Origin of the sequence: Myxococcus sp. MxC21-1 (assembly GCF_032612255.1) — a bacterium.
Classification (GTDB): domain Bacteria; phylum Myxococcota; class Myxococcia; order Myxococcales; family Myxococcaceae; genus Myxococcus; species Myxococcus virescens.
Map to the genome: position 1 here is coordinate 5,664,057 of NZ_CP123278.1, position 24,135 is coordinate 5,688,191.

Annotated in this window: 21 protein-coding genes and 1 pseudogene; 8 read left to right on the plus strand and 14 right to left on the minus strand. The window is 68.9% G+C overall.

Annotated features, from left to right (window positions below; translation table 11 throughout):
• The first annotated feature begins 42 nt into the window (after positions 1 to 42).
• Positions 43 to 2,808, plus strand: coding sequence for an SNF2-related protein (locus tag QEG98_RS24950; protein WP_316563087.1), 2,766 nt, complete (start codon positions 43 to 45; stop codon positions 2,806 to 2,808).
• On the opposite strand, the gene QEG98_RS24955 is transcribed toward QEG98_RS24950, so the two are convergent.
• The 5 genes and pseudogenes from QEG98_RS24955 to aspS all read right to left on the minus strand — a co-directional run bounded on the left by QEG98_RS24955 (position 2,790) and on the right by aspS (position 7,548).
• Complete coding sequence (locus QEG98_RS24955) at positions 2,790 to 3,158, minus strand: Smr/MutS family protein (protein WP_316563088.1); 369 nt, start codon at positions 3,156 to 3,158, stop codon at positions 2,790 to 2,792. The genes QEG98_RS24950 and QEG98_RS24955 overlap by 19 nt on opposite strands.
• Positions 3,121 to 3,372, minus strand: a complete 252-nt coding sequence (locus QEG98_RS24960) for a hypothetical protein (protein WP_316563089.1) — start codon at positions 3,370 to 3,372, stop codon at positions 3,121 to 3,123. Before QEG98_RS24960 ends, QEG98_RS24955 begins: the two co-directional genes overlap by 38 nt.
• Positions 3,373 to 3,425: 53 nt before the next feature.
• Positions 3,426 to 4,480: pseudogene (locus QEG98_RS24965) on the minus strand (DUF72 domain-containing protein).
• A 169-nt stretch (positions 4,481 to 4,649) separates the two neighbouring features.
• Positions 4,650 to 5,576 carry a diacylglycerol/lipid kinase family protein gene (locus QEG98_RS24970; protein WP_141593630.1) on the minus strand — a complete coding sequence of 309 codons (927 nt, stop codon included), beginning with the start codon at positions 5,574 to 5,576 and terminating at the stop codon, positions 4,650 to 4,652.
• A 151-nt stretch (positions 5,577 to 5,727) separates the two neighbouring features.
• Positions 5,728 to 7,548 (minus strand): aspartate--tRNA ligase, encoded by a 1,821-nt coding sequence (aspS, locus tag QEG98_RS24975; protein WP_316563090.1) that lies wholly within the window; start codon positions 7,546 to 7,548, stop codon positions 5,728 to 5,730.
• Between the two features lie 239 nt (positions 7,549 to 7,787).
• Here aspS and QEG98_RS24980 point away from each other — a divergent pair, with 239 nt between their 5' ends.
• The 3 genes from QEG98_RS24980 (at position 7,788) to QEG98_RS24990 (ending at position 10,265) form a co-directional block, all read left to right on the plus strand.
• Positions 7,788 to 9,077, plus strand: coding sequence for a hypothetical protein (locus tag QEG98_RS24980; RefSeq protein ID WP_090494331.1), 1,290 nt, complete (start codon positions 7,788 to 7,790; stop codon positions 9,075 to 9,077).
• A 17-nt stretch (positions 9,078 to 9,094) separates the two neighbouring features.
• Positions 9,095 to 9,853 (plus strand): hypothetical protein, encoded by a 759-nt coding sequence (locus QEG98_RS24985; protein ID WP_090494333.1) that lies wholly within the window; start codon positions 9,095 to 9,097, stop codon positions 9,851 to 9,853.
• Positions 9,854 to 10,037: 184 nt separating this feature from the next.
• Complete coding sequence (locus QEG98_RS24990; RefSeq protein ID WP_011554678.1) at positions 10,038 to 10,265, plus strand: YHS domain-containing protein; 228 nt, start codon at positions 10,038 to 10,040, stop codon at positions 10,263 to 10,265.
• A gap of 12 nt (positions 10,266 to 10,277) precedes the next feature.
• Here the strand turns inward: QEG98_RS24990 and recJ are convergent, their stop codons facing one another.
• A complete protein-coding gene (gene recJ / locus QEG98_RS24995; RefSeq protein ID WP_316563091.1) occupies positions 10,278 to 11,990 on the minus strand; it encodes a single-stranded-DNA-specific exonuclease RecJ in 1,713 nt (570 codons plus the stop codon).
• 226 nt (positions 11,991 to 12,216) lie between these two features.
• On the opposite strand from recJ, the gene QEG98_RS25000 reads away from it, so the two are divergent.
• Positions 12,217 to 12,819 carry a hypothetical protein gene (locus tag QEG98_RS25000; RefSeq protein WP_316563092.1) on the plus strand — a complete coding sequence of 201 codons (603 nt, stop codon included), beginning with the start codon at positions 12,217 to 12,219 and terminating at the stop codon, positions 12,817 to 12,819.
• 111 nt (positions 12,820 to 12,930) lie between these two features.
• Here the strand turns inward: QEG98_RS25000 and secF are convergent, their stop codons facing one another.
• The 6 genes from secF to QEG98_RS25030 form a co-directional block, all read right to left on the minus strand.
• Positions 12,931 to 14,109: a protein translocase subunit SecF gene (secF, locus tag QEG98_RS25005; protein ID WP_316563093.1), complete on the minus strand. Its 1,179-nt coding sequence runs from the start codon at positions 14,107 to 14,109 to the stop codon at positions 12,931 to 12,933.
• Positions 14,110 to 14,132: 23 nt separating this feature from the next.
• Positions 14,133 to 15,905: a protein translocase subunit SecD gene (gene secD / locus QEG98_RS25010; protein WP_316563094.1), complete on the minus strand. Its 1,773-nt coding sequence runs from the start codon at positions 15,903 to 15,905 to the stop codon at positions 14,133 to 14,135.
• The gene (gene yajC / locus QEG98_RS25015) at positions 15,905 to 16,261 is read right to left on the minus strand and encodes a preprotein translocase subunit YajC (protein WP_090494344.1); all 357 of its coding nucleotides are present in this window, start codon (positions 16,259 to 16,261) and stop codon (positions 15,905 to 15,907) included. The genes secD and yajC overlap by 1 nt, the downstream gene beginning before the upstream one ends.
• A gap of 142 nt (positions 16,262 to 16,403) precedes the next feature.
• On the minus strand, positions 16,404 to 17,603 hold the full coding sequence (gene tgt, locus QEG98_RS25020; protein ID WP_316563095.1) for a tRNA guanosine(34) transglycosylase Tgt: 1,200 nt from the start codon (positions 17,601 to 17,603) through the stop codon (positions 16,404 to 16,406).
• A 5-nt stretch (positions 17,604 to 17,608) separates the two neighbouring features.
• Positions 17,609 to 18,697, minus strand: a complete 1,089-nt coding sequence (gene queA / locus QEG98_RS25025) for a tRNA preQ1(34) S-adenosylmethionine ribosyltransferase-isomerase QueA (RefSeq protein ID WP_316563096.1) — start codon at positions 18,695 to 18,697, stop codon at positions 17,609 to 17,611.
• Positions 18,698 to 18,758: 61 nt separating this feature from the next.
• Entirely contained in the window at positions 18,759 to 19,862 is a 1,104-nt protein-coding gene (locus QEG98_RS25030) for a SpoIID/LytB domain-containing protein (RefSeq protein ID WP_090494350.1), read from the minus strand.
• A gap of 72 nt (positions 19,863 to 19,934) precedes the next feature.
• Here QEG98_RS25030 and QEG98_RS25035 point away from each other — a divergent pair, with 72 nt between their 5' ends.
• The 3 genes from QEG98_RS25035 to QEG98_RS25045 all read left to right on the plus strand — a co-directional run bounded on the left by QEG98_RS25035 (position 19,935) and on the right by QEG98_RS25045 (position 21,452).
• The gene (locus QEG98_RS25035; protein WP_316563097.1) at positions 19,935 to 20,423 is read left to right on the plus strand and encodes a hypothetical protein; all 489 of its coding nucleotides are present in this window, start codon (positions 19,935 to 19,937) and stop codon (positions 20,421 to 20,423) included.
• A gap of 122 nt (positions 20,424 to 20,545) precedes the next feature.
• Positions 20,546 to 20,869: a hypothetical protein gene (locus tag QEG98_RS25040; protein ID WP_316563098.1), complete on the plus strand. Its 324-nt coding sequence runs from the start codon at positions 20,546 to 20,548 to the stop codon at positions 20,867 to 20,869.
• A gap of 82 nt (positions 20,870 to 20,951) precedes the next feature.
• On the plus strand, positions 20,952 to 21,452 hold the full coding sequence (locus tag QEG98_RS25045) for a hypothetical protein (protein WP_316563099.1): 501 nt from the start codon (positions 20,952 to 20,954) through the stop codon (positions 21,450 to 21,452).
• Positions 21,453 to 21,504: 52 nt separating this feature from the next.
• Here QEG98_RS25045 and QEG98_RS25050 read toward each other — a convergent pair whose 3' ends face one another.
• Complete coding sequence (locus QEG98_RS25050) at positions 21,505 to 22,749, minus strand: KamA family radical SAM protein (RefSeq protein ID WP_090494357.1); 1,245 nt, start codon at positions 22,747 to 22,749, stop codon at positions 21,505 to 21,507.
• Entirely contained in the window at positions 22,749 to 24,119 is a 1,371-nt protein-coding gene (locus QEG98_RS25055) for a lysine 2,3-aminomutase (RefSeq protein ID WP_316563100.1), read from the minus strand. Before QEG98_RS25055 ends, QEG98_RS25050 begins: the two co-directional genes overlap by 1 nt.
• Positions 24,120 to 24,135 lie beyond the last annotated feature (16 nt).

Consider the following 24,135-nt stretch of genomic DNA (forward strand, 5'->3'; position numbering starts at 1 on the left):
CCTCGCCCGCCGTGACGGTGGGCGACCTCGAAAACACCACGGATGGAGACGGTCTTGGCGGAGGTCGCGAGGGGATTCAGGGTGGAGGTTGAGGCGGACGCGGCGGCGGCGGCGGTGGCGGCACGGATGGAGTCCGAGTCGGCGGCGGCCCCCACGGCGTTGACGCCCTTCCATGAGCGGCTGCTGGCAGAGGAACTGCTGGCCCGCAGCGGTGACACGCAGCAACGGCTGGCGGGAGCGCTGTCGGAAGCGAAGGTGGACCTCAACCCGCACCAGGTCGAAGGCGCCATGTTCGCGCTCGACTCGCTGTCGCGCGGCGGCTGCATGCTGGGCGACGAGGTGGGCCTGGGGAAGACCATTGAAGCAGGGCTCGTCATCGCCCAGCTGATGGCCGAGGGGAAGTCGCGCATCCTCATCCTGGCGCCCGCCACGCTGCGCGCGCAGTGGAACAGCGAATTGCGGGAGAAGTTCGACCTGGACAGCGTCCTGGTGGACGGCCGCACCGTGCGCGCCACCGGGAACTGCTTCGACCAGCCCTTCCCCGTCATCTGCTCACACCCCTTCGCGGCGAACAAGGCGCACCTGACGGCAGAGATTCCGTGGGACCTGGTGGTCATCGACGAGGCCCACCGCCTGCGCAACGCGCACCGGGCCAACAACAAGATGGGCCAGGCCCTGAAGGCGTCCCTGGCCGGCAAGCCCAAGCTGCTGCTCACCGCCACCCCGCTCCAGAATGACTTGATGGAGCTGTTCGGGCTGATGTCCCTGCTGGACGAGCAGATCCTCGGGCCCGAGCACGCCTTCCGCAGCCGTTACCGGACGGACGAGGCCGGTGGCATGCCGGAGGCCGCCGCCATCGAGCTGAAGGAGCGGCTGGCCCCCGTGGTGCAGCGCACCCTGCGCCGGCAGGTGCGCGAATACGTCCGCTACACCAACCGCCGCTCCATCGTGGAGGACTTCACCCCCTCCCCGGAGGAGCACGACCTCTACGAGAAGGTCAGCGAGTACCTCCAGCGCTCCGAGGCCGCGGCGATTGAGCCCGGCAAGAAGACGCTGCTGACGCTCTGCTACCGCAAGCTGCTGGCGTCCTCCACCTACGCCATCGCCCCCACGCTCCGCCGGCTGTCGGACAACCTGGAGAAGCGGCTCCAGGCGGCGAAGCTGGGCCAGCAGGCCCTGGCGATGTTCGAGCCCGAGGAGGCCAAGCAGTTCGTCGAGGAGGGCGAAGAGTGGTCGGACGACCCCGCCAAGGCGCCCAACGTCCGCGCGCTGGAGCAGGAGGTCTGGGAGCTGCGCCAGTACGCGGACCTGGCGGACTCCATCAAGGTCAACGCCAAGGGCGAGGCGCTCAAGCGCGGCCTGGACCGGACCTTCGCCGTGATGAAGTCGCACGGCTGGCCGGAGAAGGCGCTCATCTTCACCGAGTCCAAGCGCACGCAGCAGTACCTCTTCAACCTCCTGTCGGAGAGCGGCTACCAGGGGAAGATCTCCCTGCTGTCCGGAGACGCGGGCACGCCCGAGGACCGGCGCGCGCTGGTGGAGGAGTTCCGCCACCGCACGCAGATCCTCATCTGCACCGAGGCGGGCGCCGAGGGCCTCAACCTCCAGTTCTGCAACCTGGTGGTGAACTACGACCTGCCCTGGAACCCGCAGCGCGTGGAGCAGCGCATCGGCCGCTGCCACCGGTACGGCCAGCAGCGGGACGTGCTGGTCATCAACTTCCTCAACCGGATGAACGCGGCGGACGCCCGCCTCTTCGAGCTGCTGGAGAAGAAGCTGAACCTCTTCGACGGCGTGTTCGGCGCGTCCGACGAAATCCTGGGTGCGCTGGAGAGCGGCGTCGACTTCGAGCGGCGCGTCCTGGACATCTACCAGTCCTGCCGGAAGCCCGAGGACATCAACATCGCCTTCGACAAGCTCCGTGAGGAGTTGGAAGGCCGCATCAGCAAGCGCATGACGGAGATGCGCTCGGTGGTGCTGGAGCGCTTCGACGGCGACGTGCGGCGCCGGCTGCGCGGACAGAACGAGCAGACGAAGGAGGCCCTGGCCAAGCGTCAGCAGGAGGCCCGTGCCCTCACCGCGTCCGTGCTGGGCAGCCGCAACTCGGGGCGGCTGGAGGTGGCCAAGGCCGCCTATGCCGTCAAGGAGCGCACCCAGGACGCGGTGAGCTACCTGCAACTGGACGCGGCGGGACTGCCGTCACGGCTGGCGCGGCTCGCGGGCAGCGAGGGCTGGTGGTTCGCGTACAAGTTCGAGACGACCGGCCTCAAGCCCGAGGAGAAGCTGGCCCACCTGGTGCTCGTGCGCGACAGGGACGGCTTCCGCGCCCTGCCCATGGCGGACGGCGCGCACTTCGTGAAGCTGGCGGCGAAGCCGGAGCGGCGGCGTCAGCCCGCGCCGGTGTCCGTGCAACTGATGCAGGAGCAGGCGCTGATGGCGGCGAAGGACGAAATCGTCCGGGCCGCGGAGCGGCGCAACGCCCTGGAGCTGGACAAGGCCAAGGAGCGCGCGGACCGCTACGTCGAGGACTGCCTCATGGAGTCGCGTGAGGCCGTGGAAGCCGCGCGGCAGACGTGGATTGAAGCGCGCAAGCAGGTCGGGCTGGCCGAGGACATCGCCGACAAGGCCAAGGCCCGCGCGAACTCCGACCGGATGGAGCGCGAGTACCGCCGCAAGTTGTCCTCGCTCCGCAACGAGGAGGAGAAGCGGTACGCCTCCAAGGACCGGCAGTTGGCGGATCTGGCCAACAAGGCGAAGGTGACGGAGAAGCGCGCCCTCATCGCCTCCGCCTACTTCTGGCTGTCGTAGTCCGCTGGGCGCAGGCGCACCCACGTCGCGCCCCAACCTCCGTCCCCTTCGCGCGCGGAACGGAACGACTCCACCTCTGGCAGTCTGGGGAGCAGCGACTGCACGGTGCGCCTCAGCGCACCGGTGCCCTTGCCGTGGATGATGCGCACATCCAGGACGCCCTTCTGCCGGCACGCCCAGAGGTACTCCACCACCAGGTCCTTCACGTCGCGCGGGTGGAAGAGGTGCAGGTCCAGGTTCCCATCGATGGGAATTTCTACAGCTTCGTCCTCGGGAGGCGGCGGCTCCGGCCCTTCGGGCGGGAGCGGCGGCTCATTCGCGTCGAGGACCGGCAGGCGCCTTCGGCTCACGCTCCCACTCCTGCTTCTCCTTCTCCGCCTGCAAGCGGCGCCGCTCGCGGGCGGCCTTGAAGCGCTCGGACAGTGATGAGACTTCGCCCTTCAGCGCGGAGAGGTTCGTGGAGATGCTGCCCGGGTCGCCTTGCTGGTGGCCGGCTGCCTGCTCGCCCTGGGCGCCTGCGCCCCCTGCGGACATCAGCTGGACCACCAGTGCCGCAACCGTCATGACTGTCATGGCCCCACAGGTAAGCAAGATGCGTGCTCAGTGGCAAGTGACACTCAACGGGGGGCGGCCTGACGCTCGGCCTCTTCTCGCCTGCCCAGGACGACGCGCTCGGCCAGTTTGATAGCGGACAGTGGCGCGCTGCCCTCGGCCTTGTTGTTGATGGTGATGAAGGTGGGCTTGTCCCGGCGCAGCGCCGCCAGGCACACCCGGGCCAGGACATCACGCGTGGGGACGTCCTCGTCCACCAACTGGTTGAATGGCGCGTAACGCGCGCGCGCCTCCTCGTAGCCGAGGTCCGGCGGGAGCATCCACCGCACCACCAGCGCGCGGGCTTCGAAGGCGCGAGTGAGCTTCGCCTGCCGGCCCACGGGCGGCATGTGCGCCCACACCGCCAGCACCGGACTGACGCCCACGTCCGCCAGCGCCTGGGCCAGCCCCTCCGTGAGCAGCTCCTCGTTGCGCAGCTCCACCGCGTACAGCGGCCCCTTCGGCAGCGCGGCGAAGAAGGCATGCAGCCGCTCCACGAAGCGCGCGGGCCCGCCGAGCGCCTGCGGGTCCTGCGGCGGGAACTGGAAGACGAGCGGCCCCGCCTTCTCTCCCAGCCCCTCCACGAAGGGCATGACGACGGCCTCCGTGGCGTAGGCGGCATGGAGGAAGCGCTCGTTGGCTTGTCCCCGCTGCGCGCCGTAGCGCTCGTGCAGCGGGAAGCGCGCCAGGGTGCAGACCTCATGGGCCTTCACCAGGAAGCGGAAGGTGTCCGGCACCTGGGCGGCGTACTCGGCGAAGGCGCTGGAGGCGATGGGGCCGTAGAAGGTCCGGTCGATGCCCACCGTGCGCAGCACCGGATGGTGCGCGTAGGCGGCCGGCCCTCCCGCGCGAGCTGCGAGGCGGAGGCCTCATGGTCATAGACGATGCCGGACCACCCCGGGAACGTCCACGAGGACGTCCCGAGGAACACGCCCTGCGGCAGCTCCCGCCCCAGCGTGGCCAGCGACGCCGGCACGGCCGCGGGCTCCACGGGCTGCGCGCCCTTGCGGCCCTTGGCGGGCGGCTCCACGGCGGCGCCGGTGAAGAGGTCGAGCTGTGCGGGTCCTCGCTCTTGAGGCATGGCGCGTCTCCTGGGCCAATACAGCAGGCACCGCGGGCACGGTGCCGAGCGTCCAGCGCACCTAACGCCGGACGTCACTGGATGCAGGAGGTTGCCTCAGTCCAGCCCCACGTCCCAAGTGCCATGTCGCTCGACAGGCGACCGGGCGACGAATCGGGGCGCGTGAGCGCTACAGCACCTTGAGGCGGATGGCCCCGGGCAGCAGCGTCATGGTGCACGGGAGGCGGCCCGGCGTCTCGCCGTCCACGTCCAGGAACACGTCGCCGCCGTCCACGGGCTCGGCGCGCAGGGTGCGGCAGCGCAGGCGCCGGGTGCCCTTCCAGTTCACGTGCGAGCCGTTGTAGACGCCCTTCGACTTGAGGATGAAGTCGCTCAGGCTGTAGTTGGACCAGATGGTGACGTCGAAGAGGCCGTCGTGGGTGACGGCGTCCGGCGCGACGAACATGCCGCTGCCGAAGTAGCGGCCGTTGGCCACGGCCACCGCGGTGACACTCACCACCTCTTCCGGGCCCCCGTCCACCGACAGCCGCACCTGCCGCTCCGAGTACTTCACCAGCCCCTTCAGCGTGCCCCACATGAAGCTCAGGTGGCCGCCCAGGGCCTTGCTGCTCTGGTTGACCTCCTGGGCCACCACCGCGCTCACTCCGAACGAGGCGATGTTGGCGAAGTAGCGCGTGGCGGGCTGGCCCGCGTGGTCGATGAACTCCAGCTGACCCACGTCGAACGGCTCTGTCGTCCCGGAGCGCAGCCGCTCCAACGACGAGGCCAGCTCCAGGTCCCACCCGAAGGTGCGCCGGAAGTCGCCACCCGTGCCCCGAGGAATCAGCCCCAGCGCCGCGTTCGGATTCAGCGCCTTCCCGTCCTCGAAGAAGCCGTTGGTGACTTCGTTGAGCGTGCCGTCCCCGCCCACCGCGACGATGCACTCGTACCCGTCCAGGAGCGCCTGGCGGGTGATGCGCGCCGCGTCCATGCCACCCTGGGTGAAGCCGTGGCCGAAGTCGCCCAGCGCCCTGCCGACCTGCGCGGAAATCTCCGCCCAGCGCTTTCCCGTCTGCCCGTTGGCGCTGCGCGGATTGACCACGAGGAACGTCTTCATCTGGCCCTACCCCTCCCTTGGCCCTCCCTGTTTACGCGGTTGCGCACCGGCACTCCACTCCGTGGCCATGTTCAGGGCACGGCGGGCCCGCCGCCACCCCGCGTCAATAGGGGTGGCGGGACCGCGCGAGCGAGGGCTCGCGTCTGACGGACTAGGCCTTGGGCGCCACGGGCACCGGCCGCACGTGAATCTCACGCAGCTGCCGGTCATCCACGTCGCCAGGGGCGCCCGTCATCAGGTCGGTGCCCGTCTTCGACTTTGGGAACGGAATCACGTCACGCAGGGACTCGGCGCCCGTGAGCAGCATGGCCAGCCGGTCCATGCCCAGCGCGATGCCGCCGTGCGGCGGAGCGCCGAACTTCAGCGCGTCCAGCAGGAAGCCGAACTTGGCGCGCGCGTCCTCGTCGCCGATGCCCAGCGCCTTGAACACCTCCGCCTGCACCTTCGGGTCATGCAGACGGATGGAGCCGCCGCCAATCTCGAAGCCGTTGAGCACCACGTCATAGCGGTGGCACTTCACCCGGCCCGGGTCCGTGAGCAGGTAGGCCACGTCCTCGTCGTGCGGACGCGTGAAGGCGTGGTGCGCCGCCGCCCAGGTGTTCGTCTCGTCGTCGTACTCGAACAGCGGCGGGTTCACGACCCACAGGAACTTCCACTGGCCGCCGCTGCCGTACTCCGGAATCAGGCCCAGCTTCTTGGCCACGTGCACGCGCAGGTTGGCCATCACCGTGTGGACCAGCGCCTCCTTGCCGAACTGGAACAGGAGGAGGTCGCCCGTCTTCGCGCCCACGGCCTGGTTGATGGCCTGCCGCAGCGCGGGGCTGATCGTCTTGGACAGCGGGGACTGCGTCCACTCGCCCCCCTCCGCCACCTTCGCGCGGGCCAGGCCCTTGGCGCCCGCCTGCTTGGCGAACTCCTCCAGCTTGTCGCTCTCCGCGCGGCTCATCGCCTTCTCCGCGGGGACGACCATGGCCTTGACGATGCCCTTGTTCTGCACCGCCTCCCAAATCATCGGGACGCCGCCGCCCTCGCCGTGCTCGCGAATCAGGTCGGTGAGCACCACGTGCTCCAGCCCGAAGCGCAGGTCCGGCTTGTCGTTGCCGTACTTCGCCATGGACTCATAGAAGTCCATCCGCATGAAGGGCGTGGGGATGTCGATGCCCAGCACCTCGCCCCACAGCTTCTTCAGCAGGCCCTCAATCATCGTGAAGATGTCGTCCTGGGTGACGAAGCTCATCTCCACGTCGATCTGCGTGAACTCCGGCTGCCGGTCCACGCGCAGGTCCTCGTCGCGGAAGCACTTGACGATCTGGAAGTACCGGTCGAAGCCCGCCACCATGAACAGCTGCTTGTAGAGCTGCGGGCTCTCCGCCAGCGCGTAGAACTTGCCCGCGTTGAGGCGGCTGGGGACCAGGAAGTTGCGCGCGCCGCCCGGCGTGTACTTGCCCATGAAGGGCGTCTCCAGCTCCAGGAACCCGTTGTCCACCATGTACGAGCGCGTCAGCGCGTTCATCTTCGAGCGCGTCATCAGCGAGTGCTGGAGCGGCGCGCGGCGCAGGTCCAGGAAGCGGTGGGCCAGGCGCTTCTCCTCGGACGTGTCGATGCTGTCCTCGACGGGGAACGGCGTCGGCTCCGAACGGTTGAAGATGGTGAGGTCGCTGGCCCGGACCTCGATTTCACCCGTCTTCATCTTCGGGTTCACGTTCTTCCCGCGCGAGACGACCTTGCCGCGCACGCCCACGCAGTACTCCAGCCGGAGGCTGCCGGCGAGCGCGTGCGCCTCCGCGTGGTCCGGCTCGAACACCACCTGCGTGAGGCCATCCCGATCTCGCAGGTCGATGAACACCGCGCCGCCGTGGTCCCGGCGGTTGTGCACCCAGCCGAAGAGGACGACTTCCTCGCCGACGTTGGTCGCGGTGAGCTGACCGCAAGTGTGGGTACGCTTGACCTCGGAGATGAACGGGACTGCCATGGCACCGCCTGCTGGATTCGAAGGGGGGGAGAAGGCGAAGCACCATACGGATCGCGGAAACGACGCGTCAAGGAGTCCGAGCGCCCCGGGTACGTCTCAAACCGTCGGAATCAGTGCGGATTCCGGGTTCCAAGGCCGCCCGCGGGGCCCCAGGCGCACCGGCTGGCCGGCCGCCGTGCTCGCGAATGTGACGGCCGGGGGGAATACACGTTCCGGGCGGTCCGGAGTAAAACGGCGGCATGCTCCGAACAGTCATCGCCTCGACCGCCGCGCTCGGACTGGCCGCCGGCTGTGCGCCCGATTCGACCGCGCCCGTCAAGGTCAGCGCCCTGGTGCTCTCCAGCAATGGCCAGTACGTCCCCCAGGAGGTGGAGCTGAAGACCATCTCCGACATCGTCGGCCTCAAGGGCACGGTGGCCGACCTCCAGGGAGGCGCACGCATCGTCATCGACTCCCAGGACCCGGACCTGAACAACGCCACCACGCCGGAAGGCTACGCCAACGCGCTGCTCAAGAACGCCGGCCGTGACGTCAGCGCCAACTACATCTCCCAGGGCGGCGTCCTCTGGCCGGCGGACTTCCACACCTGGAACATGGTGACGGCGTACTACAGCATGGAGCGCGCCTACGATTACTTCCGCGTCGTGGGCAACATCCCCGCTGCGGACTTCAAGGACCCCGTCACCACGTACTACTTCCCGGAGTTCGTGCTCGCGGACGTGGACAAGGACCCGATGAGCGACAACGCCATGTACTTCTCCGTGCTGGAGTCGTTCCTGGTGCTGCCCTTCGACAAGCTCCAGCGCGCCCCGCTGGCCATCAACGCCGGCGTCATCGCCCACGAATACGCGCACCGCGTCTTCAACCTGAAGGCCTACAACGGCCAGCAGTTCCCGGAGGCGCTCACGCTGTGGCAGCAAGCCGGCGCCAGCCCGGGCGCCAACATCCTCAAGTCCTTCGACGAGGGGCTCGCGGACTACCACGCGTACGGCGCCACCTGCCAGACGACCCAGGGCGGCAAGGGCTGTGACACGCGCTTCTTCTCCACGTCCTTCCACGGCAACCTGTACGGGCAAGTCACCGAGGACCGGGACCTGGCCCGCGTGGACCGCTGCATGGACGCGTCCCTGCTGAACCAGCTGTACAACCAGAACCTGAGCGCGTTCAGCGGCAACGAGTACCGGGTGGGCACGCTGCTCGCCAGCGCGCTCTACCAGGCCGGCGAGGCCACCGGTCAGCGCGACGTGCTGCTGCGCGCCATCGTCGCCTCGTACAACGACGAGAGCACGACGACGCCCGGCCTCTACCAGCTGGCGCGCGCCACGCTGGCGGACCAGTCCCGCTTCACCCTGGCCGTGGCCGCCAGCGCCATCATCACCCACATCACCGACCTGCGCTTGAAGGAGGCCGTCTGCAACGAGCTGATGGACCACCTCCAGATTCCGCGTGAGCAGCTCGTCGGCAACGACCCCAACATGTGCCCGCCCAGCACCGCGGGTGGCACCACCTGCCCCCGCCTGGACCTGTGAGCATGAGGACTGCTTCCGTGAAGACGTGGCTCTTGCGTTGCGCCCTGGGCAGCCTCGCCCTGTCCGCCCCCGCCCTGGCCCAGGACGAGGACGACCCCTACGCCTACCCGGACGAGGAGCCCGCCAACGACGCCTCCGACTCCTATGACGGCGTCCGCCCCAAGGTGGACGAGGCGGACGACTTCCGCCGCGTCTCCGAGCAGGAGTACGACGACGGCGAGGACGGCTTCAAACCCCTCTCCGGGCTCGACGACCCGAACCTGGGCGTGGCCATGGAGTTCATCACCGGCGCCCTCTTCCTGGACAGCCCGCGCGGCCGGGCCGCGGAGACGCGCCTGGGCCTGGGCGTGCGCGCCACGTGGGAGTACGGCCGCATCCTCGACAACGAGTCGCTTCGCGAGGCCCTCTGGGCCGACGTGCGCTGGACGTTCGGCGGCACCAGCGACGGCACCGACTTCATCCAGGGCAAGACGCACCTCCACTACTTCACCATTGCCCCGGCCTATGAGCTGAAGCTCGGCAAGTCCGACTTCGGCTTCTTCGCCCAGGCGGGTGGCGGCATCGCGTACACGACGTCGACCATCACCATCGACACGGTGGAGACGAAGGTGAGCGGCAGCAAGCCGCTGCTTCAGTACGGCGTGGGCTTCCGCGGCCGGCCCCGGCTGACCTCCTCCGGTAACTTCCGCCTCGCCTTCCGGCTGGAGGCCATGGGCTACCGCCGGGGCTACCACAACGACTTCTTCCTGGGCGGCAGCCTCGGCACCGCCTTCTGAAGTCGCCTTCACCGGCCGCTCGCCGCGCTGCATCCGGCGGGCGGCCATGAAGTTTTTTCCACCGCCTCCCCTCTTCGCCCGTGCCCCCTCCTTGCGACTTCAAGGAGTTGGGACTGGCACGCCGTGTGCTCCTATTTCCACCGGGATGGGAACCTGGGTTCCCCTGGGGGCTGGGAGGCGAGCGATGAAGAACGCGCAGGGACAAGGACAGCACTTGGACCCCGTATGTGGGAAGACCTTGGACACACCCGAGGGCCGTCCCACCGCCGAGTACAAGAAGCGCCGTTACTTCTTCTGCTCGGAGCGGTGCCGCCACGCCTTCGAAAGGCAGGCGGAGCGCTTCCGCTTCAACGAGCTGGCCCGCGTCGGCGCGCTGATGACGCCGGGCCGCGTCCGCTGGGGCATTGCCTGAGCGCCACGGCCGCTAGGCGGCCACGCGCACGTCTTTGAGCCGCAGAGACAGCTTGCGCTGGCCTCGGAACGTGTCGAAGCCGGCCTGAAACGCCAGGTCCACCGGGCCATCCACCAGCGTGGCCCGGTCCGCCATGTTGAAGCCGATGGCGTCCAGTTCCGGCGCGTCCGCCAGGGCCAGCTTGAGATGGCCGCTGCCCGTGCCGGACTTGGGCTGCAGCACGCGCGGGCGAGCCACTTGCCGGCGCAGCACCAGCACGGGCTCCGGATTGCCCTGCCCGAAGGGGCCCAGCCGCTGGAGCGACTCAACGGCGTGAGCGTCCAACTCGTTGGGATTCACCACCGCGTCCACGCGGCACCGGGGGATGAGGTCCTCCGGCGTGAGGCGCTGGTAGGCAATCTTCTCAAAGGCCTCCCGGAAGGCGGGCAGCCGCTCCGCGTCGATGGTGAGCCCCGCGGCGTGCTTGTGGCCGCCGAAGCGCGTCAGCATCTCCGCGCAGCCACTGAGCGCGTCATGGAGGTGGAAGGCCTCGATGCTGCGCGCCGAGCCCTTCCCCACGCCGTCCTTCACCCCCACCATGACGGTGGGCCGGTAGAAGCGCTCCACCACGCGCGAGGCGACGATGCCGATGACGCCCGGGTGCCAGCCTTCGTCGTACAGCACCAGGCCGCGCGCGTCCTTCAGCGACTCCGCCTGGGCCAGCGCTTGCGTGAGGATGCTGCTCTCGATGCCCTGGCGCTCCGCGTTGGCCCTGTCCAACACCGCGGCCAGTGAGCGCGCCGTGTCCGGGGACTCCGAGCACAGCAGCTGAAGGCCCAGCGAGGCGTCATGCAGACGGCCCGCCGCGTTGATGCGGGGCCCCAGGCGGAAGCCCACCTGCCCCGCGGTGACGGAGGCGTCCGGGTCCATGCCCGCCACTTCCTTCAAGGCCCGCACGCCCGGCCGGCGGCCCGCGCTCAGCTCCTGGAGGCCATGCGTCACCAGGATGCGGTTGGCGCCGGTGAGCGGCACCACGTCCGCCACCGTGGCCAGCGCCACCAGGTCCATCATGGACCGGAGGTTGGGCTCCTTCCGGGTGGCGAAGAAGCCCTCGTCGCGCAGGCGCTTGCGGATGCCCATGCAGAAGTTGAAGGCCACGCCCGCGGCGCACAGCGCCTTCGTCGGGTACTCGCAGCCAGGCTGGTGCGGGTTGAGCACCGCCACCGCGGGCGGCAGCGTGGGCGGCACGGTGTGGTGGTCCACCACCAGCACGTCCAGGCCCAGCTCCTTGGCGCGGGTGATTTCCGCCACCGAGGTGATGCCGCAGTCCAGCGTCACCAGCACCCGCGTGCCCTCCGCGGCGATGCGCTCCACCGCGCCGACGTTGAGGCCGTAGCCTTCGTCCAGCCGGTGGGGGATGTACGTCGCGGGCGGCGCGCCCAGCTCCTTCATGAAGAGGTACAGCAGCGACGTGGAGCAGACGCCGTCCACGTCGTAGTCCCCGTAGAGCGTCACCTTCTCCCGCGAACGAATCGCCCGGATGATGCGGTCCACGGCCCCCGGCATCCCCTTCATGCGGAACGGGTCCGGCAGGTCCGCCAACCGGTCCGACAGGAACGCCGACGCGGACTCAGGGGTGCGGTAGCCACGGTGCAGGAGCACCTTCGCCGCGAGCGGGTGCAGTGACAACTCCCCCGCCAGGGACGCCACTTCCTGCTCGACCACATCTGGAAGCAACCACCGCACGCTCGACGCTCCTCCTCGCCTTCTCCGAGGGGAGTTGGCGGGATGAATTGGCTACGAAGGCGACAGTACCTCAGACGTCTGACCAGGACAGTCCAACCTTGAGCCCGACACTTCCCCTCCTGCACAGGCGTTCAGACGAGCGCACGCATGGTGGCCCGCTGGTTCACGCACGGTCGGTCGCCGGTGAGCAGGTTCAAACGCACACCCGAAAACAGTGAGGTCGAGCATGCATCCAAGAGGTATCCGGGCCGCCACGCTGGCCCTGGCATTCGCCACGCTGGGCACCGCGGGTTCGGCGGCCGCGCAGGAGCGGCGCGACGGCAAACGCGGTGACCTGAATGTGTTCCTCCGCGGCGGCGTGGGCGACTACACCGGAGGCCTGGGCGACCTGACGAGCACGGGCCCGGCGTGGGGCGTGACGCTCAACATCCAGCCCACGACCTTCCTCGGCTTCGAAGTGGGCTACGAGGGCTCACGCAACGGCCTCACCGACAGCCGCCTGCTGGAGCAGCCCTCGCTCGTCCGGCAGGGCGGCAGCGCGCTGGTGAAGGTGTCACCGCCCTTCCTCACCACCGTCCGGCCCTTCGTCGGCGCGGGCCTGGGCGTCTCGCACATGAATGTCCACGGCCCGGTGGAGGGCCTCTACCAGTCGGACACGATGCCGGAGGTCCCCCTGGCCGCGGGCGTGGAGTTCAACCGCGGCGCGCTCACGGCGGGCCTCCGGACCACGTACCGCGTCCTCCTCAGCGAAGGCTGGGCGGACGGCGCCGTGGAGGACGCCAACGGCGGCCTGCTGGACGCCTCGCTCACGCTGGGCGCGCGCTTCTGACTGGCCTCCTGAAACACCGAGGGCCCTGCTTCCCGTGAAGGAAGAGGGCCCTGTCGGTGTCCACCGCACGAGGCCTTCCTCAACGGAAGGAAGGCCTCAGGGGCGGGTGGCTCACGCAGCGTTCGGCTGCTGTTGGTCCACGTTGCCGCTGGCGCGCTGACGGGCTTCCTTCGCCGCGGCGCGCTCGTCCAGCCAGATGGTCAGCGGGCTGGCGATGTAGATGGTCGAGTACACACCGACCACGATGCCGACCAGCATCGCCATGGCGAAGTCGAAGATTTCGCCCACGCCGAAGATGAGCAGACCGATGAGCGACAGCGCCGTGGTGCCGGACGTGAGGATGGTGCGGCCCAGCGTGTCGTTGATGGCGATGTTGATGACCTCCGCGAAGGGCTTGCCCTTGAACTTGGCCATGTCCTCGCGGATGCGGTCGTAGATGACGATGGTGTCGTTGACGGAGTAGCCGACCACCGTCAGCAGCGCCGCGATGGCCGTCAGGTTGAACTCGCGCCGGCTCACCAGGTAGTAGCCCGCCACCATGATGACGTCGTGGACCATGGCCACGAGCGCGCCCGGACCGAACTTGAAGTCGAACCGGAACGCCACGTAGATGAGGATGGCGACCATCGAGTACAGCAGCGCCATGATGCCGCGGTTGCGCAGCTGCTTGCCCACCTGCGGACCGACGTAGTCCACGCGGCGCTGCTCGAAGTCCGGCTTCTCCAGTCCGGCGTTGAGCGCGGCGAACACGCGGTCCGCCATGCCGCTGGCCACCACCTGGTAGTCGTAGCCCGTGCCGCCCTGGGCCTCGCCCAGGTCACGCACTTCCTGTACGCCGATGCCCGCCGACTCCACCGCCTTCTTGACGGTGTCGGAGTCCATGGGCTGCGCCGCGCGGAAGCGGATGATGCCGTTGGGCAGGTCCGAGTAGACGTTGCGCACGCCCCCCAGCGCCTCCAGGGCCTCCTTGCCCTTGGCACCGCTCTCCTCGTTGAGCTGCGTGACGCCGCCCATGCGGAGCAGGAAGGTGTTCTCCTCCGCCGCGCCGATGTTCTGCACGCTGACGTCCGGCAGGCCGCCCTTGTCCGCGCGCTCACGGACTTCCTCGGCGGTGATGGGGTGGTCGAACTTCACCTCCACCACCGTGCCACCCGCGAAGTCCACGCCGAAGTTGAAGCCGAAGGCGGCGATGCCGACGATGATCGCCAGGTTCAGCACCGTGGAGAGAAACAGCGCGGGCTTGCGCTTGCTGATGAAGTCGATGTTCGTCTTGTTCTTGAAGATCTGCATGACGGTTCCCGGACTCCGGCCGGTCAGACGGAGACGACCTTCGCGTTACGACCGTGGACGAAGTAGGTCATGATGACTCGCGTCACCGTGATGGACGTGAACAGCGACGCCAGCAGGCCGATGATGAGCGTGGTGGCGAAGCCTCGCACCGGTCCGGTTCCCGTGAAGAACAGGATGAAGGCGGAGATGAGCGCCGTCACGTGCGAGTCGAAGATGGTCCAGAAGGCCCGGTCGTAGCCCTGGTCCACCGCCGCCCGGGCCGACTTGCCATGCCCCAGCTCCTCGCGGATGCGCTCGTTGATGAGCACGTTGGCATCCACCGCCACCCCCAGCGTCAGCACGAAGCCGGCGATGCCCGGCAGCGTCAGCGTGGCGTTGAAGAAGGCCAGTCCCGCCAGGATGAGCAGGCCGTTGAGCACCAGCGCGAGGTCCGCGATGAGGCCGGAGGCCTTGTAGTAGAGGGCCATGAAGAGGATGACCAGGCCCAGGCCCAGCACCGCCGCCAGGCCACCCTTCCGGATGAGCTCGTCACCCAGGCTGGCGCCCACCTGACGAATCTCGCCCACCGTCACAGGGGCGGGCAGCGCGCCGGCCTTGAGCACCAGCGCCAGCGTCTGGGCCTCGCCCAGCCACTCCTCGAAGGTGCGGCCACCCATGCGGCCCATGGTGATGCGGGCCGAACCGCCGCTGATCTTCTCGTTGATGTTCGGCGCCGTCTGGACGTTCTCGTCCAGCACGATGGCCATGCGGCGGCCCACGCCCTGCTCGGTCAGCCGCTCGAACTCGCGCGCGCCCGCGGGGTCGAAGGAGATGTTCACCTCCGGCTCGTTGAGCTGGCTGATGTTCGCGTCCGCGCTCGCCAGGCTCTCGCCGGTCAGCGGCACGTTCTTGTCCAGCAGGTAGGAGCGGTACGAGGTGCACTCGTTCTTCTTCACCGGGTTGGCGATGCACTCGGTGAGCACCACCCGGTTCTCCGGCACCTTGTCCTTCGTGTACTCGGTGATGGCCTCACGCGTGGGGGCCTGGAGCTGCGGGAAGCCGCCCTCCGTCGTCAGCGTGATTTCGCTGCCAGCCGGCGGCGGGGTGGCCTGGAGCAGCTGCGCGAAGAACTGCGGGTTGGAGTCATCCACCATCCGGAACTCGAGCTGCGCGGTGGTCCCCACCAGCTCCTTCGCCTGCTCCGGGTTGCTGCGGCCCGGCAGCGAAATCTGGATGGAGTCGGCACCCAGCTTGCGCACGTCCACTTCCGCCACGCCCCACTTGTCGATGCGGCGGCGGATGACGAGCATCGCCTGGTCCACCGCTTCGGTCCGGAAGACGTTGGCCTGGCTCTCGTCCTGCACCAGCGTCAGCGAGGCGCCGCTGCGGCTGACTTCCTTGAAGTCGGTGAAGGTGGCCAGGACCTCCTTCTGGATGGCGTCCATGGTCCCCGGGTCCTTCCCCGTCAGGGTGACCTCGAGCTTCTCCGGGTCCGTGTCCGCCGCCACCTCGCCCAGCTTCTTGTCATTGACGTAGTTGACAATCTGCTGCGCGCGGCGCTCGGTCCGCTTCTGGAGCGCCGTCTTGGTGTCCACCCGCATCACCATGTGGATGCCGCCCTGGAGGTCCAGCCCCAGGTTCAGGCGGTACTTCGCGGGAGGCGCCCAGGAAGGCATCCGCTCCTCGAGCACGGCCAGGTTGTTGCGCTGGTCCCGGTCGAGAACGACGAGCGAGTAGTAGGTCGGGATGAGGAACCAGATGCTGCCCAGCGTCACCGCGACGATGAGTCCGAACTTCCACCACCAGCCGCGGTCCATCACTTCTCCTCCTTCTTCTCGCCGGCCGCCGTCGCGGGGGCCGCGGGCGTGCCTTCCGCCACCGCGCCCTTGGCGCTGATGGCCGTCTTGAGCACGCGGATGCGCACGCCGCTGGAGACCTCCAGCGTCACGGTGCGCTCATCCACGAGGTGGATCTTCCCGAGGATGCCCCCGGAAGTGACGACCTCATCACCCTTCTTCAGCGCGGAGAGGAGCGCACGGTGCTCCTTCAACTGCTTCTGCTGCGGGCGGATCATCACGAAGTACATGATGCCCACCAGGATGACCAGGAAGCCCAGGGTGCCCAGGGGATTGCCACCACCGGCCTGCGCCAGAATCAGAAAGCTCTCAGCCACACACTGCCTCGTCGGTTGAGGAAAGCTTGGGATGGAAGGCCCCCGATTTTGTTCGAGGAAACCATCCGAAAGGGGGCCCTCTTAGCAAGGGGGGCCCATGTGAGCAAGTGAACGCGGGAAGCCGGGCAATCCATCCGCCCGGTCAGCGACCGCGGGTCCGTTCGGCCTCCTGCGCCTTGGCACGGGCACGGAATTCCCGGGCAAAAGTGGCGAACCGGTCCTCTGCCACCGCGCGCCGGACTTCTGCCATCAGTCCCAGGAAGTAGTGGAGGTTGTGAATCGTGTTGAGCCGCATGGCCAACAGTTCCTGGGCGGCGAAGAGGTGCCGGAGATAGGCCCTGCTGAAATTGCGGCAGGTGTAGCAGGAGCACGCCGGATCCACCGGCCGGTTGTCCCTGGAGTAGGCCGCGTTCCGGATGACGACCTTGCCCTCCGAGGTGAAGAGCAGGCCGTTGCGCGCGCACCGGGTGGGCAGGACGCAGTCGAACATGTCCACCCCGTGCTCCACGCAGGTGACGAGGTCCACGGGCGTGCCCACGCCCATCAGGTAGCGCGGCTTGTCGCGAGGCAGCAGGGGCGCGGAGTAGGCCACGCCGTCATGCATGGCCTCCGGAGCCTCGCCCACGGAGTAGCCGCCCAGCGCGTAGCCGGGCAGGTCCACCGCGCACACCTCCTCGGCGTGGCGCTTGCGCAAATCCTCGTGCAGGCCGCCCTGGACGATGCCGAAGAGCGACGAGCGCTCCCGGCTCCAGGCCTTCACGCACCGGTGCAGCCAGCGGGTGGTGCGGGCCAGCGACGCCTCCAGGTAGGCCCTGTTCTCGGTGGAGGGCGGGCACTCGTCGAAGGCCATGATGACGTCGGCGCCCAGCGTCTCCTGGATGTCGATGGAGCGCTCGGGCGTGAGGAAGTGCCGCGCGCCGTCCAGGTGCGACTGGAAGGCGGCGCCCTCCTCGGTGATTTTGCGCTTCTCGGACAGGCTGAACACCTGGAACCCGCCGCTGTCGGTGAGCATGGGCCGGTTCCACGACACGAAGCGGTGCAGGCCGCCCATCTCCCCCACCAGCGCTTCGCCGGGGCGCAGCATCAGGTGGTAGGTGTTGCCGAGGATGATCTGCGCGTCCAGCGTGAGCAGGTCGTCCGGCCCCACGCCCTTGACGCTGCCCACGGTGCCCACGGGCATGAAGATGGGTGTCTCCACGGGGCCGTGCGGCGTGTGCAGACGCCCACGGCGGGCCTTCGTTCCCGACGCGTCCTCGTGAAGGAGCTCGAAGCGGACCATCCCCGGCTCCACGCGGGTGTCGCCCTTGCCACCTGACTGCTTCGCTTCCTGCTGCTCGCCCATGGCGTTCACTCCGACACCAGCATGGCGTCGCCGTAACTGAAGAATCGGTAGCCCGCGCGGACCGCCTCCGCGTAGGCCTCCAGCGTGCGCTCCCGTCCGAGCAGCGCGCTCACCAGCACCACCAGCGTCGAACGCGGCAGGTGGAAGTTGGTGAGCAGCAGGTCCACCTGGCGGAAGGCGAACCCGGGACGGATGAAGAGGGTCGTCTCGCCGGGGCCCGCGCGCAGCCGCCCCGTCTCCGGGTCGGTGGCGGACTCCAGGGTGCGCACCACGGTGGTCCCCACCGCCACCACGCGCCGGCCTTCCGCGCGCGCCGCGTTGATGGCCTTCGCGGTGGCCTCCGGAACGGTGTAGCGCTCCGGGTGCATGTGGTGCTTGTCCAGGTCGTCCTCACGCACCGGCAGGAAGGTGCCCGGCCCCACGTCCAGCGTCACCAGCGCCCGGTGCACACCACGCGCATCCAGGGCAGCCAGGGTCTCCTGGGTGAAGTGCAGGCCCGCGGTGGGCGCGGCCACGGCTCCGGAGGCGCGCGCGTACACGGTCTGGTAGCGCTCCGCGTCCGCGGCGTCCGGCTCCCGGGTGATGTAGGGCGGGAGCGGCAGCCGGCCCGCCGCGTCCAACAGCGCGGCCAGCGAGGCGCCCGGGGGCGCGTGGAACCGCACGCGGTACTCCCCTCCTCCCAGCGCCTCCTGGATTTCGGCCTCCAGGCCGCTGGCGAACGTCACGCGCTGCCCGGGCTTGAGCCCCTTGGAGGCCTGCCCCAGACAGACCCAGTCGAGCGACTCGGGGGCCGCCCCGAGCGCCGCCGAGGTCAGCGTGTTCTGGGCGGCCGGGCGCACGACGAGCAGCTCCACGCGGCCACCGGTGCCGGCCTTCTGGCCCAGCAGGCGCGCGGGGATGACGCGGGCGTCGTTGAGGACGAGCAGATCCCCAGGGCGCAGGAGCTCCTGGAGGTCGGCGAACCGGCGGTGCGACCAGGTGCCGCTGGAGCGGCTGATGGTCATCAAGCGCGACGCGTCCCGCTCGGCCAGGGGAGCCTGGGCGATCTGGGATTCGGGCAGCGCGAAGTCGTAATCAGAGAGACGGGACGACACGGGGGTGGCGCTTGTAGCAGCCCCCACGCCGTCGCGGAAAGCGCGCCGGACGCGAGAGGCGTCAGTAGAGCTGCTGCAGCTCGGCCCCGGGGTAGTAGTGGGAGAGGATCTCCCGGTACTCCCGGCCTTTGTCGGCGAGCGCCTTGGCGCCCCACTGACACAGGCCCGCCCCGTGGCCATAGCCGCGACCGGTGAACACGTAACCGCGCTCGGTGCGTTCCACCTCGAAGTCCAGGCTCTTGAGCCGGGTGTAGCCAAGCTTGCGGCGCAGCTCCACGCCGTCCATGGAGGCGCCGTCCGCCAGGGTGACGCGCGTCACCCGGCGCGTCCTCGTGCGGGCCGCCACCTTGAGCCCCTGGGCCGGGTGGCGGAGCGCCGCCTTGATGTCCGCGTCGGAGAGCGTCGCCGTCCAGCGGCTGGCGGGAAGCCTTCCGCAGGGGCAGTCGACGGGCTGGAGGTACGGCAGGTCGCGCTGCAAGGCATCGAGCCCCGACTCCGTCCGGCCGCCACACGAGGCATGGAAGTACGCCTCGATGGGCGCCAGCTCGTACGTGAGCACCTGTCCCCGCGTGGCCTCGACGGCGGCCTTGGTGCGAGGGTCCTCGCGGTTGACGCCGCCATAGACTTGATGGAGCACGCTGCTGCCCAGGTGGAACGCGTTGCTGTAGGCGTCCAGCTTCTTCTGGAGCGCATACGTCCGGGCGGCCACTGCCTGGGCCTTGAGGGCCTCCGGGGGAAACGACACGGGCATCTCGCTGCCCAGCACGGCGGCGAGGTAGTCCTCCAAGGGAATGACGTTGATGAGCTGCAGCCCACTGCGGTGCAGGCGCACCACCACATCGCCGCGGACCTGCGCCGCGCCCGCCTTGAGCGGCTCGGTGCCAGGCGCGGCCGAGGCCTCCGACATGCCAGCGCGGAAGCGGACGGAGTCGCCCTCCACGGGCGTGCCATTGACCTCGATGCGGCTCCCCTTGCGGCGGACGTTCGCCTGTCCCGAGGCGATGGGGGCGAACGTGGCCTCCTCGCTGTCGGGCCCGGAGGCCAGCCCCCGGCCGCTGATGCGCACCTCGCTGCCCGCGTCCTCGATGGCGATGCGCAGGGTCTCCACGGCGAGCACGCCCGAAGGGACCAGCAGGAGCAGGATGAGTGCAACAGGTCGCAACATGGCCCCGAAGTGTAGAGGCGTGGGTGCTCGCCTCAAGAAAACGTCCGGCGGATGGGAGAGGATGCCTCACCCGTGACGTCACCTCCGCGCCCTGCCATCCCCACGACCTTCATCACCGCCCTGCGCGAGTTGGAGCCCCGTCCCTCCGCGATGCTCACCCTCCGGTTGGTGGAGGGCCGCTCGCGGGAAGCCTGCGCGACGCACTACGGCATCCCCGCCCAAGCCTTCTCCGTGCTGCTGCTGAGGGCCGCCATCGCACTGGCCCTGCACCGAGGCGCCCCCGCCCGCGAGCCCGCCAGTGAGGACGAGGAAGCCGCCTGGGCACGGATGCTCGCGGACGCGCTCGAGCGCCAGGACGCGAAGTTCCCCGCCGCGCTGGGTCCGGTGGTGGAGACATGCCGAGAGCTCCAGACGCTGGCGCCCCAGGTCGCCACAGGCTTGGAAACGGCGGAGCGGGAGGCCCGCGCATCGCCCCAGCGTCGCCGCGAGGAGTGGCTGCGGCGGCTCGCGGTGGCGTTGCTGCTGGCGATGACGGCCTGGCTGTACCTGTCGAAGCCCTGAGGCCCTTCGGCGCCCCGCCAACGTCCACCGGTGCACACCACGCCAGCCCAGCCCTGAGGGAACGACACCGCGGGCCGACGCCGCTGGACGCCAGGGTTCGCGGACACGTAAGGGAGACGACCATGCGCGCCCTTCCACGGATGTTGCTGGCCTGCGTGCTGCTCACGGCCTGTGCGAAGCAGGTGGACGCCCGCGTCGCGGGCAACGACGACGCGGCCATCGACTCGCTGTCCCTGCGGCTCGAGGAGCTTCGGACGCGCGACGCCCTGGGCGACGCGACGTGCGCGGACCGGTGTTCGGTGGGAACGCAGACTTGCGAGCTGGCGGAGTCGCTGTGCGCGCTCGTGGAGCGCCATCCTGACCGGGACGACCTGCCGCCCCGCTGCGCCCAGGGACAGGAGCAATGCGCCACTGCCCGGAATGTCTGCGCGCGGTGCGGGCCCTGAGCGGCACGGCCCGGGTGCACAGAAACAGGCTCCGTGTTTAGACTGCGACGGTTCCCGCTGTCCTGAACGAGGTCCTCCCGCCATGTCTCCCCGCTCTGCCCTGCTCCTGGTCGCCTCGTGGCTCGTCATTCCTGGGCAGGCCCTCGCCGCCGACAGCACGGAGCTGACTCCGGAGAAGGTGGCGAAAATCCGCCGCGACGAGGCCCAGGCCCTGGCCGAGGTCAACGCGGAGTACGGCAACCGCAAGTCGTCGGAGATGAGCACCGCGGAGCGCCGGGAGGCCATCGACAAGCAGAAGGCCGCCTCGGCGTCGGTGCTGGAGAAGCACGGCGTGTCGGGCAAGGACTTCGCGCGTTACGAGGCGCGCATGTCGCCGGAGGACAACGCCCGCGCGAAGGCGGAGGACCAGCGGCTGGCGGAGGCCGCCAAGGCCGCGAAGCAGCCCGCGCCCGCGGCCGCCCCGGAAGAGGTCCACGTCCAGCAGGGCTTCAGCGACCAGGACCCGGTGGAGCTGGAGGCCATGGAAGGCGCGGAGCCATCCATCGACGTCGGCGTACCGAAGGACGCCGAACTGCCGCAGTAGGCCTCTTCTGAACGACCGGCGCGCGGTGGCGAACCCCCACCGCGCACGCGGCTCAGCCCTTGCGGTAGCCGTAGCGCGGGGCCCGCTCCTGCCACACGCCGTCATACGGGCAGGTGCAGTCCGTCTCCTCGGGTTCCGGATACGTGAAGCGCTCGCCCTTGTAGTTGCGGAACACCGTCTCCTGCGCGCCGTACTCGACGGCGTAATCGGGCTGGAGCGTCACCTTCCCACCGCCCCCCGGCAGGTCCACCGCGAGGTGCGGCACGGCGAGGCCGGTGGTGTAGCCCCGGAGCTGCTGGATGATTTCCAGCCCCTTGGCGATGGGCGTGCGCAGGTGCTCGCAGCCCTCGGCGACGTCCATCTGGTGCAGGTAGTACGGCCGCACGCGGCTGCGCAGCAGCAGGTGCGACAGCTCCTTGATGATGCGCGCGTCGGAGTTGAGCTGCCGCATCAGCACGGCCTGGTTCTCCACCGGCACGCCGTGGTCCACCAGCCGCTCACAGGCCTCGCGCGCCTCGGGCGTCACTTCCTTCGGATGATTGAAGTGCGTGACGACGAAGACGGGCGCGTAGCGCCGGAGCGTTTTCGCCAGGGCGTCGGTGACGCGCATGGGCAGACACACGGGGACCCGCGTGCCGATGCGAATCATCTCGACGTGGGGAATCTCGCTGAGCGGCGCGAGCAACTCCTCCAGCCGGGAGTCACTGAGCATGAACGGGTCCCCGCCGGAGATGAGGACGTCGCGCACCTCGGGATGGCGCCGGACATAGTCCACGCCCCGGCGGAGCTGTTCCTTGGAGAGCTCCGCCACCCCGCCCTGCGTGATGCGCCGCCGCGTGCAGTGACGGCAATAGACGGAGCACGTATCCAGCGCGAGGAAGAGCACCCGGTCCGGATACTTGTGGACGATGCACTCCTCCGGGCGCGTCTTGTCCTCACCCAGCGGATCCGCGAGCTCGCCCGGACGGACGCGCGCCTCGGCCCTCACCGGGATGGACTGCATGCGCACCGGGCAGAACGGATGCTCCGGGTCGATGAGGGACAGGTAGTACGGACTGATGCCGATGCGGAACAGCGCGGACGTTTCCTGCACGCCCGCGCGCTCGTTGGAGGTCAGCGGCACGTACCGCTCCAACTGCTCCAGGCCTCGCACCGCATGCCGCTGCTGCCAACGCCAGTCCGCCCACTCCGCGTCCGTGGCGTTGGGAAACAGCCGTTTGCGCCCTTCGGCGCTGAGCGACGCGCGAGCGGCCGCCGGCTCCGGCGGGAGACCCGCCGGAAGCACTGAGGTATCCATTACGCCGCCTTCTGCTGCTCCCGCCACCAGGCCTGACCCGCCTCGGACAGCTGGTCGATGGGGTCGAAGTATTCGTACTTCCGGCTGAGCGCGTCCGCATCGTTCATTTCGATGCCGGTCCGATAGTTCTTGGTCCAGTACGAGATGCCGCGCTCGCGGTCATACTCCGCCACCTGGTGCACCCAGCGCTTCCCGACGAAGGGCACGTCACAGACGATGCGCGGCGTGGCGAAGCCCGGCATGTAGCCCATGATGTCGTGCTGCAGCTGCTGCGCCTGAGCCACCGACAGCCGCCAATGCTCGCTGTTGGGGATCATGTCGCACATGTAGAAGTAGTACGGCAGGATCTTCGCGTGGTCGAGCAGCGTGAAGCACAGGTCCAGCAGCGCCTGCGGGCTGTCATTCACACCGCGCAGCAGCACGCCCTGGTTGCGCACGTCACGGAAGCCCATCTCCAGCAGCTTGCGCACGGCCTTGCCCACCAGCGGGGTGAGCTGCTGCGCGTGATTGACGTGCGTGTGCAGCGCCAGGTCCACGCCGCGCTCGACGGCCTTCTTCGCCAGCCGGTCCAGCCCCTGGAGGACGGAGTCCTGGAGGAAGTGCTGCGGGATGGCCATCAGCCCCTTGCTGGCCAGACGGATGTCCCGGATGTTCGGGATGTCCATCAGCGAGCTGACGAACGGCTCGAGCTGCTGGATGGGCAGGTTCGCGATGTCGCCACCCGACACCACCACGTCGCGCACCGTCGGCGTGCGACGCAGATAGTCGAGCATCTGCGCGTAGCGGTCCTTGGGCCCGATGCCAAACTTGTGTTTGCTGACCTGCGGCACGTCATTGCCCACCAGGTCCATGCGCGTGCAGTGACCACAGTACTGCGGGCAGGTCGGCAGCATCTCCGCCAGAACCTTGGTGGGATACCGGTGCGTCAAGCCTTCCACCACCCACATGTCCTGCTCGTGAAGGCTGTCACGGCTGGCCTTGGGATGGTTGGTCCACTCCGTGAGGCGGTCCGCGTAGGCCGGGAGCATGTAACGACGCACCGGGTCACGCCACAGGTCCTCAAGGTTCATGGTGTTGAGCATCTGCGGAGGCACGAGCAGCGACATGGTCGCCCGCTCGCGCTGGTCGCGCTCCATGCTCTCAGCCAGGTCATCCGGGAGCAGAGCCCCCAACGTTGCCTTGAGTTCCTTGAGGTTCTTGATGGTGTGCTTGCGCTGCCAGACGGAGTTCTCCCAGTCGGCGGCGGACACGTCCTTGAAGCCAGGAATCCGCCGCCAATCGGGCTCGATGAACTCCCGGCGGTGAGGATACGTAAAAGGCTGTTCAGCGGGGCCAGCCTCAGGCTTGGCCCGGATGGGCGTCGTTTGCATGGCGCATCACCTCTAA